The sequence below is a fragment of the Agrococcus versicolor genome, assembly GCF_039531815.1.
GTDB classification, from domain to species: Bacteria; Actinomycetota; Actinomycetes; order Actinomycetales; family Microbacteriaceae; genus Agrococcus; species Agrococcus versicolor.
The window spans coordinates 426,298-441,567 of record NZ_BAAAQT010000008.1 but is presented as its reverse complement, the minus strand read 5'-3'; the positions used below and the strand labels follow the sequence as shown (position 1 = coordinate 441,567).

The following is a 15,270-nucleotide window of genomic DNA, read 5'->3' as shown; positions in this document are numbered from 1 at the left end:
ATGGATCATCCGGTCGAGCTCGTGGTGCTGGTCGACGACGCCGGCACGCCCATCGGCAGCCACCCCAAGGCGACGGTGCACACCACCGACACCCCGCTGCACCTCGCGTTCTCGTGCCATGTGCGCAACGCCGCGGGCGACGTGCTCGTCTCGCGCCGTGCGCTCTCGAAGCGCACGTGGCCCGGGGTGTGGACGAACGCGTTCTGCGGTCACCCCGGTCCCGGCGAGGACATGGAGGACGCGGTGCGCCGTCGTGCACGGCACGAGCTGGGCCTCGAGCTCGGCCCGCTGACGCCGCTGCTGCCCGACTTCCGCTACCGCGCCGTCGACGCGGGCGGCATCGTCGAGCACGAGGTCTGCCCCGTGTTCGAGGCCGTCGCGCTCGGCGAGCCGCAGCCCCACCCCGACGAGGTGTCGGAGGTCGCATGGATCGCGCCCGCGGCCCTGCGCGCCGCGACGGTCGCCGCGCCCTTCGCGTTCAGCCCGTGGCTCGTGTGGCAGCTCGAGCAGCTCGGCAGCGACCTCGTCGCCGTGGAGCCCGCCTGATGGCGCTGCTCGCCTGATGGCCGAGGACACGGGGCTCGAGCTCTACGCGCGCACGGCTCGGCGCTCGTCGGCGCTCGTCATCCGCGACTACTCGACGTCGTTCGGCATGGCCTCGCGCCTGCTCGCCCCGGCGGTGCGGTGGCAGATCGGCGCGATCTACGGCGTCGTGCGCCTCGCCGACGAGGTCGTGGACGGCCCGGCGCACGCCGCGGGCGTGCCGCCCGAGGAGCGCCGCCGCCTGCTCGACGCCCTCGAGGTCGAGGTCGAGGCCTCCCTCGAGCGCCGGTTCTCGACGAACCTCCTCGTGCACGCCTTCCAGGACGCGGCGACCGTCGCCTCCTTCGGGCCCGAGCTGACCCGTCCGTTCTTCGCGTCGATGCGCCGAGACCTCGACCCCGTCGACCTGACGGACGAGGCCGAGCTCGACGCGTACGTCTACGGCTCGGCCGAGGTCGTGGGGCTCATGTGCCTCGCGGCGTTCCTGTCGGACGCGCCCGCGGCGCCCGGCACGCGCGAGCGCCTCGACGCCGGCGCCCGCGCCCTCGGCTCGGCCTTCCAGCGCGTCAACTTCGTGCGCGACCTCGCGGCCGACGCCGACGGCCTCGGCCGTCGCTACCTGCCGCAGCTCGATCCCGCGCGCCCGACCGAGGAGGCGAAGCACCTCGTGCTCGACCGCATCGACGCAGATCTCACCATCGCCCAGGACACGCTGCCGCTGCTGCCGCGCGACGCACGTCGTGCCGTCGGCGCCGCGCACGGCCTGTTCGCCGCGCTCTCGCGTCGCCTGCGTGCGACGCCCGCCGACCGGCTCCGCACGCAGCGCGTGCGCGTGCCCACGCCCGAGAAGCTCCGCATCCTCGCGGCCGCGGCGGTGCGCTGATGGCCGCCACGCAGGGCGAGGCCAAGCGCGTCGTCGTCGTCGGCGGCGGCATCGCCGGCCTGCACTCTGCCGCGCTGCTCGCGCGCGACGGCCACGACGTCACGCTCCTCGAGCAGCGCTCCCAGGTCGGCGGCCGCATGGGCACGTGGTCGCAGGACGGCTTCACGTTCGACACCGGCCCCTCGTGGCTGCTCATGGGATCCGTGTTCGACCACGCGTTCCGGATGCTCGGCACGACGATGGCGCGCGAGCTCACGGTCGAGCGCCTCGACCCGGCGTACCGCGTGTGGCACGGCGAGGGCGAGCCCATCGAGCTGCGCAGCGACCGTGCCGACTCCGAGGCCGTGTTCGAGCGCATCGAGCCGGGTGCCGGCGCAGCCCTCGGCGCGTACCTCGACTCGGCGAGGCACGTGGCGGACCTCGCGGTCGGCGGCCTGCTCTACAACCGCTTCGACGGTCCGACGTCGCTGCGCGGCACGGGCGTCGTCGGCGAGGCGCCCACGCTCGCACGCCTGCTGCTCGAGCCGCTCTCGCGACGCATCGAGCGCACGGTGCAGGACGACCGGCTGCGGCAGATCCTCGGCTACCCCGCGGTCTTCCTCGGCACCAACCCGTACGCGGCGCCGAGCATGTACCACCTCATGAGCCACTTCGACCTCGTCGAGGGCGTCGAGTACCCCGTCGGCGGCTTCGGCACCATCGTCGACGCGTTCGCGCGCCTCGCGGTCGCGCACGGCGCCACGATCGAGACGGATGCGCGCGTGACGGCCATCCGCGTCGTCGACGGCCGCGCCGTGGGCGTCGAGGTCGACCGGGGCGCGGGCACCGAGGCGCTCGACGCGGACCTCGTGGTCGCGGCGGGCGACATGCACGCGGTCGAGACCCGGCTGCTGCCCGAGCGCTTCCACGACCGCGGCACACGGCGCTGGGCGAAGGCGACGCCCGGCCCGAGCGCCGTGCTCGTGCTCCTGGGCGTCGAGGGTCGCATCCCCGAGCTCGCGCACCACTCGCTGCTGTTCACCGAGGACTGGCGCGAGGGCTTCAAGGCGCTCGACGGCACGGTGCCGTGGCCCGGCGGCGACGCCAACATCTACGTCTGCGCGCCGAGCCGCACCGACGCGACCGTCGCGCCCGAGGGCCACGAGAACCTCTTCGTGCTCGTGCCGCTGCCCGCCGACGCGTCGATCGGCCACGGCGGCATCGACGGCGCCGGCGACGCGGCGGTCGAGCGCATCGCCGACGACGCCATCGCGCAGATCGCGACCTGGACGGGCGCGACCGACCTCGCCGACCGCATCCGCGTGCGCCGCACCATCGGCCCGGCCGACTTCGCCGAGTGGTTCGACGCATGGCGCGGCACGGCCCTCGGCCCGGCGCACACGCTGCGCCAGTCGGCGTTCCTGCGCGGCACGACCGCGTACAAGGGCGTCGACGGCCTGCTGACGGCCGGCCAGTCGACCGTGCCGGGCATCGGCATGCCGATGTGCCTCATCTCCGCCGAGCTCGTGCTCAAGCACGTGCGCGGCGACCGCTCGCCCGGTCCGCTGCCCGAGCCGCCGCAGGATCCCGATCGCCGAGGCTCGACCGCCGCTCCCGATGCCGAGGCGCCGGCGGGCGCATGACGCTGCTGTCGTTCGCGTACCTCGGTGCGCTGCTGGGGGCGATGGCGGGCATGGGCCTCCTCGACCACCGCTGGCGGCTCGCGCTCTTCCACGACGCGCGACGCACGCTCGTCGCCGTCGCGGCGTCGACGGCGCTGCTGCTCGCGTGGGACGTCACCGCGATCGTGCTCGGCATCTTCCGCATCGGTGCGAGCCCGGGGATGACGGGCATCGAGCTCGGGCCGCACATGCCCGTCGAGGAGCCGATCTTCCTCGTGTTCCTCTCGTACACGTCCGTCGTGCTCTGGCGGCTCGCCCTGCGCATCCCGGGCCTCGCACGGCCGCGCCGCGCGCAGGCCGGCGCGGAGGTCACGTGACCTACGCCCTCCTCGTCGTCGTCTTCGGCGCCGTGTCGCTCGTGCTGCTGCTCGTCGCCCGCAGGCGCATGGAGCGCGGCACGCTGCGCGCGATGCTCGCCGCGTTCGTCGTGCTCGTGGCGCTCACGGTCGTGTTCGACTCGCTCATGATCGCCGCCGACCTCTTCTCGTACGGCACCGACCACCTCAGCGGGATCTACCTGTGGCTCGCGCCGCTCGAGGACCTGTCGTACCCGGCGGTCGCGCTCGCGGTCGTCGTCGCGGCGTGGTCGCTCGTGCCGGCGCGGCCGAGCCGCGTCACCCGCCCCGCAGCCGCGTCGGGCTCCGCACGCTCGGGGGACGTCGCGTGATCGGCCGCCTCGTCGCCTCGTCGCGACCGCTCTCGTGGATCAACACGGCGTTCCCGTTCGCGGCCGCGTACGTGCTGACCACCGGCCGCATCGACGTGGCGCTCGTCGTCGGCACGATCTTCTTCCTCGTGCCGTACAACCTCGCGATGTACGGCATCAACGACGTCTTCGACTACCCCTCCGACCTGCGCAACCCGCGCAAGGGCGGCGTCGAGGGCGCGCTGCTCGACCCGTCGCTGCACCGGCCGACGCTCATCGCCTCGGCGATCGCGTGCGTGCCGTTCGTCGTCGCGCTCGTCGTGCTCGGGGGCCCGGCGTCGTGGGCGGTGCTCGCGGTGAGCCTGCTCGCGGTCGTCGCGTACTCGGCACCGCCGCTGCGCACGAAGGAGCGGCCGTTCCTCGACTCCATGACGTCGTCGACGCACTTCGTCTCGCCCGCCGTGTACGGCCTCGTGCTCGCCGGCGCCACGTGGACGCCGCAGCTCGTCGCCATCCTCGCCGCCTTCTTCCTGTGGGGCATGGCGAGCCACGCGTTCGGCGCCGTGCAGGACGTCGTACCGGATCGCGAGGCCGGCATCGCCTCGATCGGCACGTCGCTCGGCGCCGCCCGCACGACGCGGCTCGCGATCGGCATGTGGCTGGGCGCGGGGCTGCTCATGCTGCTCACCGGCTGGCCGGGCGTCGTCGCCGCGGTGCTCGCGATCCCGTACGTCGTCGCGGCCTGGCCGTACCGCTCGGTGTCGGATGCCGACTCCCCACGAGCGAACGGCGGCTGGCGCTGGTTCCTCGCGCTGAACTACGGCGCGGGGTTCGTCGTGACGATGCTCTGCTTCGTGTACGCCTACGGCCTCTGAGCGGTCGCGGGCCCCGTCAGCGCGACCGCGTGCGGCGCATGCCGAGCACGAGCAGCCACACGGCGACGGCCGCCTGGCCGACGAGCACGAGGATCCACGCGATCCACGCGGTCGCGACGCCGTCGAGCAGGGGCTCGGGGGTCGGGGAGGCTCCGGCGCGCGCGGGGAGCGCGGCCTCGACGAGCGTCCAGACGACGATGCCGACGACGCCCGCCGCGATCGGCGCGAGCGTCGCGATCCAGCGCTCGCGACGCGTCCACGTGCGAGCGGTCCACAGCAGCGCGAGCCCGACGACCCATCCGACGAGCGGCAGCAGCGCGCCGCCGATGCCGACCACCACCGCGGTGACCGCGACATGTCCCGGACCGCGGCCGTAGCCGCTCGGGGCGACGGCCGTGCTCATGCGCGGTCGCCGCGCCGCTCGTAGCTCCAGCGCGCGTCGGACACGAGGAGGCGGTGGCGCGGGCCCTCGGGCGTCTCGGGCCCGCCGCCGTACGCCTCGTCGCCGTGCCACAGGAATCGCTGGGCCGCGGCATCGTGCTGCGTCACGAAGCGATCGACGCCTGCGCGGCGGGCTCGGGCGAGCGCGTCGTCGACGGAGGTCGCGTCGACGAGGGCGTGCAGCGTGATCCACGTGGGCGGGAAGAGCAGCAGGTCGCCCTCGGCGTGGGCGTCGAGGGCGTCGGCCGGACGCAGCCAGCGGTGCTCCTCGATCTCGCCCGGGTTCGGCGAGACCTCGGCCTGCGGGGCGCGCGCGACGAAGAACCACGTGCGGTAGCGGCGCGAGGTCTCCTCGGGCGGCGTCCAGTGCGAGAGGGCCGCGAGGTCGTCGCGCGCGAGCTCGAGGCCCGTCTCCTCGCGCGTCTCGCGGATGGCGGCGGACGCGGCGCGCGCGTCCTCGTCGTCGCCCGCGTCCTCCGCATCGACGCGACCGCCGGGGAAGACCCATGCGCCGGCGAACGAGCCGCGCTTGGGGCGGCGCAGCAGCAGCGCCTCGATGCCGGGGAGCACGACGTCGTCGGCGTCGCGCAGCAGCACGACCGTCGCGGCGGCGGGGAGGGCGGCGTCGGCGTCGACCATGCGTCCACGCTACTGCGCTCCGGGGGTGTCGCAGCGCGGCGCAGAGGGCTACCGTGACCGCATGACGACGTCGGTCAGGCAGGTGCAGGTGACGTTCGACTGCGCATCGCCGGAGCGCGTCGCGCGCTTCTGGTGCGACGTGCTCGGCTACGTGGTGCCGCCGCCGCCCGCCGGCTTCGACGACTGGGATGCGTTCGATCGCTCGCTGCCGCCCGAGCATCGTGGATCGGCGTTCGCGTGCGTCGACCCCGAGGGCACGGGACCTCGGCTCTTCTTCCAGCGCGTGCCCGAGGGCAAGGTCGTGAAGAACCGCGTGCACCTCGACGTCCGGGTGGGCACGGGCATGGTCGGCGACGAGCGGCTCGCGGCCCTCGAGGCCGAGAGCGCCCGGCTCGTCGCGCTCGGCGCGACGCAGGTGCGCCTGCTGCGCGCCGACGGGATCGACGAGTCCTGCATCGTCATGCAGGACGTCGAGGGCAACGAGTTCTGCCTCGACTGATCCGCGCGCCCGGCAGGAGGGCTCGGGGCGGCTCCACCGGCCGCACGTGCGCCCCACGGCATCGCCGACGGGTCTAGCGTGGATGCATGGTCGCCAACGTCGGCATCCGCCGCATCCTCGCCCCCAATCCGGGGCCCATGACCCTCGACGGGACGAACACGTGGATCGTCGGCGACATGCGCGGCGTCGTCGTCGTCGATCCCGGGCCGCGCAACGCGGCGCACGTCGCGACGCTCGCGAGCCTGCCCGTGCGGCTCGTCGTCGTCACCCACCATCATCACGACCACACGGACGCCGCGATCGAGGTCGCCGAGCGCGTGGGGGTGCCGCTGCGGGGCTTCGACGAGCAGTGGTGCGTCGGCGCCGACCCGCTCGTCGACGACGAGGTCATCGACGTGCTCGAGTCGCCGCTGCGCGTCGTCGCGGCGCCCGGCCACACGGCCGACTCCATCGCGCTGTGGATCGAGCACCACGGCGAGCATGGGGCGATGGTCACGGGCGACACGATCCTCGGCCGCGGCACGACCGTCATCGCGCAGCCCGACGGCTCGGTCGACGACTACCTCGCGACCCTCGACCGGCTCGAGACCTTCGGCGAGGCGCGCGTGCTGCCCGGCCACGGCGAGGAGCTGCCGTCGCTGTCGAGCGTCGTGCGCGCCTACCGCGAGCACCGGCTGCAGCGGCTCGCCGAGGTGCGCGACGCGCTGTCGCGGCTCGGTGGCGACGCGTCCGTCTCGGAGGTCGCCGACCTCGTCTACGCCGGCGTGCCGTCGTCGGTGCGGCAGGCGGTCGAGGCGTCGGTCGCGGCGCAGCTCGCCTACCTGCGGGGCTGACGCCTCCCGCGCCGCGAGCGCGCGGGCTCCGCAGCCGGCGAGACGCGAACCGCCCCGCCCACCGAGGTGGACGGGGCGGCGTCGATCGCTCGCGCGTCAGTCGGGTGCGTCGAGCTTCGGGTCGTCGCTCGTGTCGCCGGTGCCGGTGCCGGCCTCCTCGACGGGCTGACCCGTGTCGTCGGTGTCGTCGAGCCCCGTGCCCGCGAGCTCGGCGTCGTCGCCGTCGGTCTCGGGCTCGGTCTCGTCGGAGGTGACGTCGACCTCTCGCTCGGCGTCGACGCCGCCGTCCTCGACGGTCGGCTCCACGGCGGGCCGCTCCTCGTCGGGGCTCGCGGCCTCGTCCACCTCGGTCTGGCCCGTCAGGGCCTCGATCTCGCCGGTCTCGTCGTGCGGCCTCGAGTAACTCATGTCCACTCCTCTGCTCGATCGTGCGGTTCGGATGTCGCGCTGGCGCGCGGCTGGCTCAGCCGGACTTCCTCCGGTGGACGCGCTTCTGCACGGCAGGACCCGTGTGGGCGTTCTGGATGGGCCCGGAGGCCTGTCCCTGCCCGTGGTGCTGCTGGCCCTTCTTCGCGAGCGCCTCGCGGAACTTGCGGCGCTGCGCCTCCTCGGGCGTCTCGGTGCCCTCCGGGGTGTCGGACGGGGTCTCGATGGCGTCGGCGTCGGTCATGTCCTCAGCCTTGCACTCCCCGGGAGCGCTCGCCACCGGGTTGCGCCGTCACTCGCGCCACCAGGCGTCGGACGGCGACGCGGGCAGGTGCCGCTTGTGCCGCGACGTCTCGTAGCGGTGCTCGATGCGCTCGGCGACGTCCCGTGAGACCTCGCGCCCCTCGAGGTACGCGTCGATGTCGTCGTAGGTGAGGCCGAGCTCGGTCTCGTCCGTCTGCCCGGGGGCGTCGTCGAGCAGATCGGCCGTCGGCGGCTTCGACGCGAGCCGCTCGGGGGCGCCGAGGTGGCGCAGCAGCACGCGGCCCTGCCCCTTCGTGAGCCCGGTGAGCGGCGTGACGTCGGCCGCGCCGTCGCCATGCTTGGTGAAGAAGCCCGTCACGGCCTCGGCGGCGTGGTCGGTGCCCACGACGAGCAGCCCGTCGCGTCCGGCGAGCGCGTACTGCACCACCATCCGCATGCGCGCCTTCACGTTGCCGCGCGTGAAGTCGTCGAGGTCGACGCCGCCGACCGCCATCGCCTGCACGACGCCCTCGACGCCCGGCTGCACGTCGACCGTCACCATCTCGTCCGGCTCGACGAACGCCGACGCCTGCTGCGCATCCTCCTCGTCCGCCTGCACGCGGTACGGCAGGCGCACGCCCACGAGCCGCGCCTGGCGGCCCTCCTCGCGCAGCGCCGCCACGGCGAGCGCGCACAGTCGACCTGCGAGCGTCGAGTCCTGCCCGCCGCTGATGCCGAGCACGAAGCCGGATGCCCCGGCCGCGACCGCGTAGTCGCGGAGGAAGGCGACGCGGCGCTCGATCTGCTCGGCGGGGTCGATGGGCGCCTCGACGTGCAGGGCGGCGCCGATGGCCCGCTGCCGGTCGGTGGCCTCGCGATCAGCCATGCTGCACCGCCTGCCGACGCTCGAGCCCGCGCAGCAGCAGGTCGAGCGAGCGCTCGACGGTCGCCTCGACGATCTCGCTCGCCTCGCCCTCGAGCGCATGCTCCTCCACGAGCTCCTGCGCGCCGATCGTGCACGCGACGAACACCGTGCCGACCGGCTGGTCCTCCTGCCGGTCGGGGCCGCCGACGCCCGTGACCGCGATGCCGACGTCGGCGCCGAGCAGGCGACGCGCTGCGGACGCCATCGTCGAGGCGCAGCCGGCGGAGATGATCGGGCCCTCGACGCCCAGCAGCGACCGCTTCACGTCGCTCGCATACGCGACGATGCCGCCCCGCAGCCATGCGCCGGACCCCTCGCTCGTCGCGAGGGCATCCACGAGCAGACCGCCCGTGAGCGACTCCGCCACGGCGATCGTCACGCCGTCGTCGTGCGCGCGCTGCGCGATCCGCTCCTGCAGGTCGTGGTCGAACCCGTCGCCCATCTCGCTCCCTCGTTCGCTCGGAGCAGCCAGGCTCGCGCGCGCGGGGCCCGCCTGCCAGCGGGTTGAGCGGCTGCGGGCGAGCCGCTATGCCGCGTCGGTCGTCGCGGAGCGGGCGGTCTCGCGGTCGGCCGCGTCGCGGTCGTCGGTGACGGCAGCGATGGCGCGGAGGAACGTGGTGAGCCACACGAAGATGAGGCCGCACGCCGCGAACTCGAAGCCGGTGAAGTTGTAGTAGCCGATGGGCACCCACAGCACGAGGGCGAAGAGGGTGCCCGCCACCATGAGGATCGAGACGGCGTGGACGCCGCGGGGGAGCCCGGGGGCGAGCCACGGCAGCAGCGAGCACAGCACGAGGAAGACGAGCACCATGCCGGCGGCGAGACCGATGTGCAGCCACTGCACCCAGTCGACGCGCACGACTCCCGTGAGCAGCATGAGGATGCCGATCGTGGCGAGGAGCCGACCGACCCATGCGGTGCGACCGCCCTCGGGCACCGCGCGCTCGAGGTCGTGGGTGATGTACGCGGCCATCGTCGCGACGAGCAGCCCGGAGACGACGAGCGTGCCGTTGAAGGCGATGCCGGAGATGCCGCCACCCGCTCCGAGCTCGGAGAAGTGCACCTCCCACCACGTCGAGTCGGAGGCCGTGAGCATCGAGAACAGCACGCCCACGACGAGGAACGCGGGCACGAGCATGCCCAGCACGCGCGTGTCGATCTCCTCGCCGAGCGGATGCGCGAGGTACGCGGCGACGCCGCCCGCGATCGCCACGGCGAGGGCGCCCGCGAAGGTGTCCATCTCGAGGCCGGCGAACCCCTCCTGGAACACGAGCGAGATCGTGAGGATCGCGATGTAGGCGAAGCCCATGCTGACGACGGTCAGGCACGCGCCGGCGAGCACGCGGACGACGCTGCCGAGGCGCTGCACGGTCGCGACGTGACGAGGGTCGGTCGTGCGGAGGTAGGCGCCGACGAACGAGGCGCCGGCGGTGACGGCCGCCGCGGCGGCCGCGACGCCGCCGACCGAGCGTGGGCCGGCGAGCGGATGCGTCTCGCCGCGGAGGATCGCGAGGGCGACGAGCCCGCCGACGAAGGCGATGGCGCCGCTGACGAGGGCGGCGGCGACGGCCTCGAGCTCGCGCCTGGAGCGCGCGCCGAGGTCGGCGGTCGCGAGCAGGCGCTCGACGGGTCGCAGGACGTCCATGGGTCAGACGGCGCGGGCGAGCGCCAGGCGCTCGGCGTGCGGCAGGCGCAGCAGCGCGGTCGCGGGGACGAGCAGCTTCGCGCCGCGGATGCCCGCGCCGATGACGACGTCGCCGGCCTCCGCGACCGCGTCGTCGACGAGGATCGGCCAGCCGGGCAGGCCGATGGGCGTGATGCCGCCGAACTCCATGCCCGTGTCGCGCACGGCGTCCTCCATGGGCGCGAACGACGCCTTGCGGGCGTCGAGGTGCTTGCGCACGACGCCGTTGACGTCGGCGCGGTGGGTCGCGAGCACCATGACGGCGGCGGTGCGCACGTCGTCGCCGCGGCGGCCGGCGACGACGACGCAGTTCGCGCTCGTGCCGAGCGCGACGTCGTACGCCTCGCAGAACGCGGCGGTGTCGGCGAGGCTCGCGTCGATGGCGGCGACGAGCGCCTCGGGCACCGCGCCGATCGCGGCGGCGACGGCGGGTGCGAGGAGCTCGGGGTGGTCGCCCGCGGGCATCCAGTCGAGGGTGCCGCGGGCGCTGGGGCTCATGCGGCGAGCCTAGCCGCGGCGTCCCGCCCGCTCCGCGCCCGAGGTGGGCGTGCTGCAGCGGGGTGCTGCTCTGACGGCACCTCGCTGCAGCATCCGCACCTCGCGCGGGAAGGCTCACATCTCGTCGCGAGGTGCCCGCCTCGCTCGGGAGGTACGCATGTCGACGCCAGGTGCTGCGATCGCGGTACCTGCCGTCGAGATGCGTACCTCGCGACGAGCACGGGGGTCAGCGGGTGCGCGCCTCCTGCACGAGCGCCGCGACCCGGGCGCGCTCGGCCCGGCCGAACGTCTCGCGCGTGACGAGGATGCCCACGAGGCCGATGCAGCCGGCGAGCATGTAGAGGATCGAGGCTCCCGGCCAGCCGAAGACGCCCACGAGCGCGGCGGCGAGCAGCGGGGCGAAGCCGCCGATCGCCGCGGCGAGCTGGTAGCCGAGGGACGCGCCCGACGTGCGCGTCGCGGTCTGGAACTGCTCGGTGAGCAGCGAGCCCTGCACGCCCGTCAGCGAGGCGTGGATCACGCCGATGCCGATGATGAACACGGTCACGACGAGCGCCGGGATGCCGTCGTTCGTGAGCAGGTACATCGGGAAGCCGAACGCGATCACCGCGATCGCAGCGCCGATGTAGATCGGCCGCCGTCCGATGCGGTCGGTCAGCGATCCCATGAGGAAGGTCATGCCGATGGCGATGAGGCTCGCGACCGTGATCGCTCCGAGGGCGACCGGGCGCAGCGACGGGTCGCGCTCCGCCAGGTAGTTCAGGAGATAGGTCGCGGTCGAGTAGTACGCGAACGACTCGACGACGCGCAGCGCGATGACGCGCAGGATGGATCGCCAGTCCTCGCGCAGGGTCGTGAGGAACGGGTTGCGGACGGTCTTGCCGGTCGCCTGCGCCTCGCGGAACTCCGGCGACTCCGACAGGCGCGAGCGCACGATCAGCGCCACGATGACGAGCACCGAGCTGAAGAGGAAGGGCGTGCGCCACTGCCAGTCGCCCTCGAGCGTCGAGCTCCACGCGAACATGGCGCTCGCGAGCGCGATGCCGAGCGGGTTGCCCGACTGCGGGATCGCGGCGAACATGCCGCGGCGGTGCCACGGCGCGTGCTCGTACGCCATCGTGATCGCGCCACCCCACTCGGCGCCGAACGCGAGCCCCTGCACCATGCGGATGACGGTGAGGACGATGGGCGCTGCGAGGCCGATCTGCTCGTAGGTGGGCAGCAGGCCGATGGCGAAGGTCGCGGCGCCCATGACGATCATCGCGGCGACGAGCACGGGCTTCCTGCCGTATCGGTCGCCGAGGTAGCCACCGATCGCGCCGCCGAGGGGACGCATGACGAAGCCGACCGCGAGCGTCGTGAACGCGAGCAGCGTGCTGACGAGGGGATCCTCGGACGGGAAGAACACGACGCCGAAGTAGAGCGCGGCGGCCGTGCCGTAGGCGACGAAGTCGTAGTTCTCGACGCTCGTGCCGACGCCTGCGGCGATCGCGGTCTTGACGCGATCCTTGGATCCGAGCGGGCTCGTCCGCTCGCCGGGTGTGGTGGTGGTCATGCGGATCTCCTTCGATCCGGTCGCTGGCGCGGCCTCGGTGGTCAGTCGGTCGGGGTGAGGTGGTCGAGGGCGTTGAGCTTCGCGACGCGCCGGCGGGTGTCGTCGTCGTCGTCGAAGGTCGCCTGGAGGAACTCGCGGACGATGTCGGGCACCAGCGCGTGCGGCACGAGCCATGCGCCCATCGCGATGACGTTCGCGTCGTCGTGCTCGACGGCCTGGTGGGCCGAGTACGGCTCGTGCGCCAGGCCGCAGCGGATGCCGGGCAGCTTGTTGGCGGCCATGATGGCGCCCTGTCCGGTGCCGCAGACGAGGATCGCGCGGTCGGCGTCGCCCGAGGAGACGGGGGCGCACGTCTGCTGCGTGATGTCGGGGAAGTCGACGGGGTCGGTCGAGAAGGTGCCGCGGTCGACGACCTCGTGCCCGAGGGACTCGATGGCGGCGCGGACGACGTCCTTCAGCGGGAAGCCGGCGTGGTCGGCGCCGAGGGCGATGCGCATGGCGATGCTCCGTTCGTGATGGGTTCGGTCAGGACCGTGCGGCGCGGTCGACGAGCTCGGTGGCGATGCGCTGCGACGTCGCGTCCTCGCCGCGCAGCAGCGCGAGGAGGCCCTGCACGGCGCCGACGCCGATCGCGGCGGCGTCGTTGCGCACGGCGGTGATGGCGGGGGATGCGTAGGCGAACCAGTCGAAGTCGTCGAACGACACGACCTCGACGCCGCCCGCATCCGCCCCGAGTCGCTCGCGCAGGGCGCGCAGGGCGCCGACGGTCGTCGCACCGTTGGCGCCGAAGACGGCGGTGGGTCGCACGCCGCGGTCGAGGATGCGCAGCATGGCGGCCGCGGCGCCGTCGGTCGTGAAGTCGCCGGCGTCGACGAGCGCGTCGTCGGTGGCGATCCCGTGCGCCGCCCGACCGCCGAGGTAGGCGCGGGCGCGCTCGGCGCCGGTCGACATGGTCTGCGGGCCGCCGACGTAGGCGACGTCGCGGTGGCCGCGCTCCTGCAGCCAGTCGAGCACGAGGCCGACGCCCTGCTCGTTGTCGGTGCCGTAGAACGGCAGGTCGACGCCCTCGATGCGGCGGTTGAGCAGCACGATCGGCACCGCGCGGGCGAGGAGCGAGGCGAGCTGCGGCGTCGCGGGCCCCTGCGGCGACAGCAGGAGGCCGTCGATGCGCTGCGATGCGAACGTGCGCAGGGCATCGTCGGCCTGGTCGGCGTCCTCGTTGGCGTTCGCGAGCAGCAGCGCGTAGCCGTGGGCGCGGGCCTCCTGCTCGGCGGCGTGCGCGAGCTCGGAGAAGAACGGGTTGCGGATGTCGGAGACGAGCAGCCCGAGCGCGTCGGTGCGCGCCCGTCGCAGCGATCGGGCGGGGCCGTGCGCGACGTAGCCGAGCTCGGCGGCGGCGGCGAGCACGCGCTCGCGAGACGAGGGCGAGGTCTGCGCGCTGCCGCTCAGTACCCGCGATGCCGTGCCGAGGCCGACGCCCGCTCGTGCCGCGACGTCCTTGATGGTGGCCATCGCCTGCTCCTTCCGCCCCGTCGCGTGGAAACGTTTCCATGGTGGAAACGATCCCATAGTCGCATGGGCGGCGACGACGACGCAACCGCGAGCAGCGACGGCCGAGGTCGCAGGAGCCGGTCGCCGGGAGGGTAGCGGGCGACCCGTCGGCCCGCCACGGGGCTGTCGACACGACGTCGCGCGAGGACGGTTGAGGCGACGGACGCGTCCACCGAACGAGAGGAACCATCATGGCGAAGGCGACCATCGAGAAGGCCGCAGGGCTCGACCCCATCCGCATCGCGCACGGCCTCGGCCTGCGCAGCTCGCACGCCTACGTGGCGGGCTTCGCATCCATCGGTCTGTCGTTCACGTCGTGGCTCGTGTCGCGCACGAAGCCCGACGACTCGCGTGCGCAGTCCGACCGCTGGGGCATCTTCGTCGGCCACTGGGCGCCGACGTTCCTCGCGATCGGGCTCGCGCTCAAGCACGAGGAGCGCTGACCGCACGGGTGCGGGAACGACGAGAGGGGCTCGGCCATGCGGCCGAGCCCCTCTCGCGTGCGGTCGTGCGTCAGGCCGAGGTCGACTCCGCAGCCTTCGCGGCCTTCGCGGCCTTGGCGGCGTCGGCTGCAGCCTTCGCCTCCGCGGCCTGCTCCGCGAGCATCGCGTCGCGCTTCGCGCCGGGCACCCAGCCGCCGTCGACGACCTTCCGCTGGAAGATCGACGCTGCCGCGACGAGCACGACGGCGATGACGATGCAGAGGATGACGCCGAGGGTCGTGCCGCCCATGAGCGAGACGCCGATGAGCGTGCCGAACCAGCCGAAGTCGGCGTCGCCGAACGTCGAGTTCGAGAAGCCGAACTCGCCGAGCACCAGCAGCAGCACCGCGGGCAGGATCGTGATGATCACGCCGTTGACGAAGCCGCCGACCGCGGCGCCGACGCGACCGCCGGTCGAGTTGCCGAAGACGCCCGCGCCACCGCCGGTGAAGAAGTGCGGCACCATGCCGGGCAGGATGAGCGCGAGGCCGAGCGCCGGGTTGAGCCACACGGCGATGATGCCGAGCGTCACGAGGCCGCCGGCGAACGACGACAGGAAGCCGATGAGCACGGCGTTCGCGCCGAACGGGAACACGATCGGGATGTCGAGCGCGGGCTTCGCGCCGGGGACGACCTTCTCGGCGATGCCCTGGAAGGCGGGGACGAGCTCGCCGAGCACGGTGCGCACGCCGTAGAGGATGATCGCGACGCCGACGCCGAACTGCAGCGCCTGCGCGAAGGCGGCCATGATGAACGCGCCCGCGTCGGGTGCGCCGAAGAGCTCCATGGCCTGCTCGGGGATGGCGATGAGGCCCCAGATCGCGAAGACCTCGTAGATGAGCACCATCGACAGGGCCGTGGCGATCATCGAGTCGCGCAGGAACTT

The 15,270-nt window shown here is 73.6% G+C and carries 21 protein-coding genes; 9 read left to right on the top strand and 12 right to left on the bottom strand.

Annotated features, from left to right (window positions below; genetic code table 11):
• The 6 genes from idi to ABD249_RS14570 are packed head-to-tail and all read left to right on the top strand — an operon-like array spanning position 1 to position 4,608.
• A complete protein-coding gene (idi, locus tag ABD249_RS14595; protein ID WP_344344776.1) occupies positions 1-546 on the top strand; it encodes an isopentenyl-diphosphate Delta-isomerase in 546 nt (181 codons plus the stop codon).
• 16 nt (positions 547-562) lie between these two features.
• The gene (locus ABD249_RS14590; RefSeq protein WP_344344775.1) at positions 563-1,426 is read left to right on the top strand and encodes a phytoene/squalene synthase family protein; all 864 of its coding nucleotides are present in this window, start codon (positions 563-565) and stop codon (positions 1,424-1,426) included.
• On the top strand, positions 1,426-3,048 hold the full coding sequence (gene crtI, locus ABD249_RS14585) for a phytoene desaturase family protein (RefSeq protein ID WP_344344774.1): 1,623 nt from the start codon (positions 1,426-1,428) through the stop codon (positions 3,046-3,048). The genes ABD249_RS14590 and crtI overlap by 1 nt, the downstream gene beginning before the upstream one ends.
• On the top strand, positions 3,045-3,404 hold the full coding sequence (locus ABD249_RS14580) for a lycopene cyclase domain-containing protein (protein ID WP_344344773.1): 360 nt from the start codon (positions 3,045-3,047) through the stop codon (positions 3,402-3,404). Before crtI ends, ABD249_RS14580 begins: the two co-directional genes overlap by 4 nt.
• Positions 3,401-3,754 carry a lycopene cyclase domain-containing protein gene (locus ABD249_RS14575; RefSeq protein ID WP_344344772.1) on the top strand — a complete coding sequence of 118 codons (354 nt, stop codon included), beginning with the start codon at positions 3,401-3,403 and terminating at the stop codon, positions 3,752-3,754. Before ABD249_RS14580 ends, ABD249_RS14575 begins: the two co-directional genes overlap by 4 nt.
• Positions 3,751-4,608: a prenyltransferase gene (locus ABD249_RS14570; protein WP_344344771.1), complete on the top strand. Its 858-nt coding sequence runs from the start codon at positions 3,751-3,753 to the stop codon at positions 4,606-4,608. The genes ABD249_RS14575 and ABD249_RS14570 overlap by 4 nt, the downstream gene beginning before the upstream one ends.
• Positions 4,609-4,624: 16 nt before the next feature.
• Here ABD249_RS14570 and ABD249_RS14565 read toward each other — a convergent pair whose 3' ends face one another.
• On the bottom strand, positions 4,625-5,011 hold the full coding sequence (locus ABD249_RS14565; RefSeq protein WP_344344770.1) for a hypothetical protein: 387 nt from the start codon (positions 5,009-5,011) through the stop codon (positions 4,625-4,627).
• Entirely contained in the window at positions 5,008-5,688 is a 681-nt protein-coding gene (locus ABD249_RS14560; protein ID WP_344344769.1) for an NUDIX hydrolase, read from the bottom strand. Before ABD249_RS14560 ends, ABD249_RS14565 begins: the two co-directional genes overlap by 4 nt.
• Before the next feature lie 61 nt (positions 5,689-5,749).
• Between ABD249_RS14560 and ABD249_RS14555 the strand changes: the two genes are divergently transcribed.
• Both ABD249_RS14555 and ABD249_RS14550 read left to right on the top strand, forming a co-directional pair.
• On the top strand, positions 5,750-6,187 hold the full coding sequence (locus ABD249_RS14555; RefSeq protein ID WP_344344768.1) for a VOC family protein: 438 nt from the start codon (positions 5,750-5,752) through the stop codon (positions 6,185-6,187).
• Positions 6,188-6,273: 86 nt separating this feature from the next.
• The gene (locus ABD249_RS14550) at positions 6,274-7,020 is read left to right on the top strand and encodes an MBL fold metallo-hydrolase (RefSeq protein ID WP_344344767.1); all 747 of its coding nucleotides are present in this window, start codon (positions 6,274-6,276) and stop codon (positions 7,018-7,020) included.
• Between the two features lie 96 nt (positions 7,021-7,116).
• Here the strand turns inward: ABD249_RS14550 and ABD249_RS14545 are convergent, their stop codons facing one another.
• The 9 genes from ABD249_RS14545 to ABD249_RS14505 form a co-directional block, all read right to left on the bottom strand.
• A complete protein-coding gene (locus tag ABD249_RS14545) occupies positions 7,117-7,428 on the bottom strand; it encodes a hypothetical protein (protein WP_344344766.1) in 312 nt (103 codons plus the stop codon).
• Positions 7,429-7,483: 55 nt separating this feature from the next.
• Positions 7,484-7,690, bottom strand: coding sequence for a DUF5302 domain-containing protein (locus ABD249_RS14540; RefSeq protein ID WP_344344765.1), 207 nt, complete (start codon positions 7,688-7,690; stop codon positions 7,484-7,486).
• 48 nt (positions 7,691-7,738) lie between these two features.
• Positions 7,739-8,575, bottom strand: coding sequence for an ammonia-dependent NAD(+) synthetase (gene nadE, locus ABD249_RS14535; protein WP_344344764.1), 837 nt, complete (start codon positions 8,573-8,575; stop codon positions 7,739-7,741).
• On the bottom strand, positions 8,568-9,056 hold the full coding sequence (locus tag ABD249_RS14530; RefSeq protein WP_344344763.1) for a CinA family protein: 489 nt from the start codon (positions 9,054-9,056) through the stop codon (positions 8,568-8,570). Before ABD249_RS14530 ends, nadE begins: the two co-directional genes overlap by 8 nt.
• Positions 9,057-9,140: 84 nt before the next feature.
• Positions 9,141-10,259 (bottom strand): DUF998 domain-containing protein, encoded by a 1,119-nt coding sequence (locus tag ABD249_RS14525; protein WP_344344762.1) that lies wholly within the window; start codon positions 10,257-10,259, stop codon positions 9,141-9,143.
• A 3-nt stretch (positions 10,260-10,262) separates the two neighbouring features.
• Positions 10,263-10,796 (bottom strand): YbaK/EbsC family protein, encoded by a 534-nt coding sequence (locus tag ABD249_RS14520; protein WP_344344761.1) that lies wholly within the window; start codon positions 10,794-10,796, stop codon positions 10,263-10,265.
• A 226-nt stretch (positions 10,797-11,022) separates the two neighbouring features.
• Positions 11,023-12,351 (bottom strand): MFS transporter, encoded by a 1,329-nt coding sequence (locus tag ABD249_RS14515; RefSeq protein WP_344344760.1) that lies wholly within the window; start codon positions 12,349-12,351, stop codon positions 11,023-11,025.
• A gap of 41 nt (positions 12,352-12,392) precedes the next feature.
• The gene (locus tag ABD249_RS14510; RefSeq protein ID WP_344344759.1) at positions 12,393-12,848 is read right to left on the bottom strand and encodes an RpiB/LacA/LacB family sugar-phosphate isomerase; all 456 of its coding nucleotides are present in this window, start codon (positions 12,846-12,848) and stop codon (positions 12,393-12,395) included.
• Between the two features lie 28 nt (positions 12,849-12,876).
• Entirely contained in the window at positions 12,877-13,863 is a 987-nt protein-coding gene (locus ABD249_RS14505; protein ID WP_344344758.1) for a LacI family DNA-binding transcriptional regulator, read from the bottom strand.
• 230 nt (positions 13,864-14,093) lie between these two features.
• On the opposite strand from ABD249_RS14505, the gene ABD249_RS14500 reads away from it, so the two are divergent.
• Complete coding sequence (locus tag ABD249_RS14500) at positions 14,094-14,345, top strand: hypothetical protein (RefSeq protein ID WP_344344757.1); 252 nt, start codon at positions 14,094-14,096, stop codon at positions 14,343-14,345.
• Between the two features lie 70 nt (positions 14,346-14,415).
• On the opposite strand, the gene ABD249_RS14495 is transcribed toward ABD249_RS14500, so the two are convergent.
• Positions 14,416-15,270 (bottom strand): PTS transporter subunit IIC (locus ABD249_RS14495; RefSeq protein ID WP_344344756.1); only part of this gene is annotated, 855 nt, incomplete at its 5' end.